1 protein-coding gene is annotated in these 214 nt (G+C 65.0%); it reads left to right on the top strand.

The window, feature by feature from the left end:
- Positions 1–214: hypothetical protein (locus tag AB1462_RS32590; RefSeq protein ID WP_367249260.1), on the top strand; the 214-nt coding region annotated here is incomplete at both ends.

Here is a 214-nt window from a genome sequence, read left to right as displayed (position 1 = left end):
AACGAAAACTTCCACGGCACCGCGGACTTCACCTACACCGCGACCGACGGCGGCAACGCTGACGGCACCAACCCGCTGACCTCGGCTCCAGCCAACGGCACCATCACCGTGACTGCGGTCAACGACGCGCCGGTGGCTGCGGAAACTACTGCGACCGGCGCTGAAGACCCAAGCGTAGGCATCGCGGTCAAACTGTCCGCCACCGACGTAGACA

The organism is Pseudomonas sp. SB113 (genome assembly GCF_040754745.1).
Taxonomy (GTDB): Bacteria; Pseudomonadota; Gammaproteobacteria; order Pseudomonadales; family Pseudomonadaceae; genus Aquipseudomonas; species Aquipseudomonas grimontii.
This window is presented reverse-complemented; position numbering and strand designations above follow the sequence as displayed.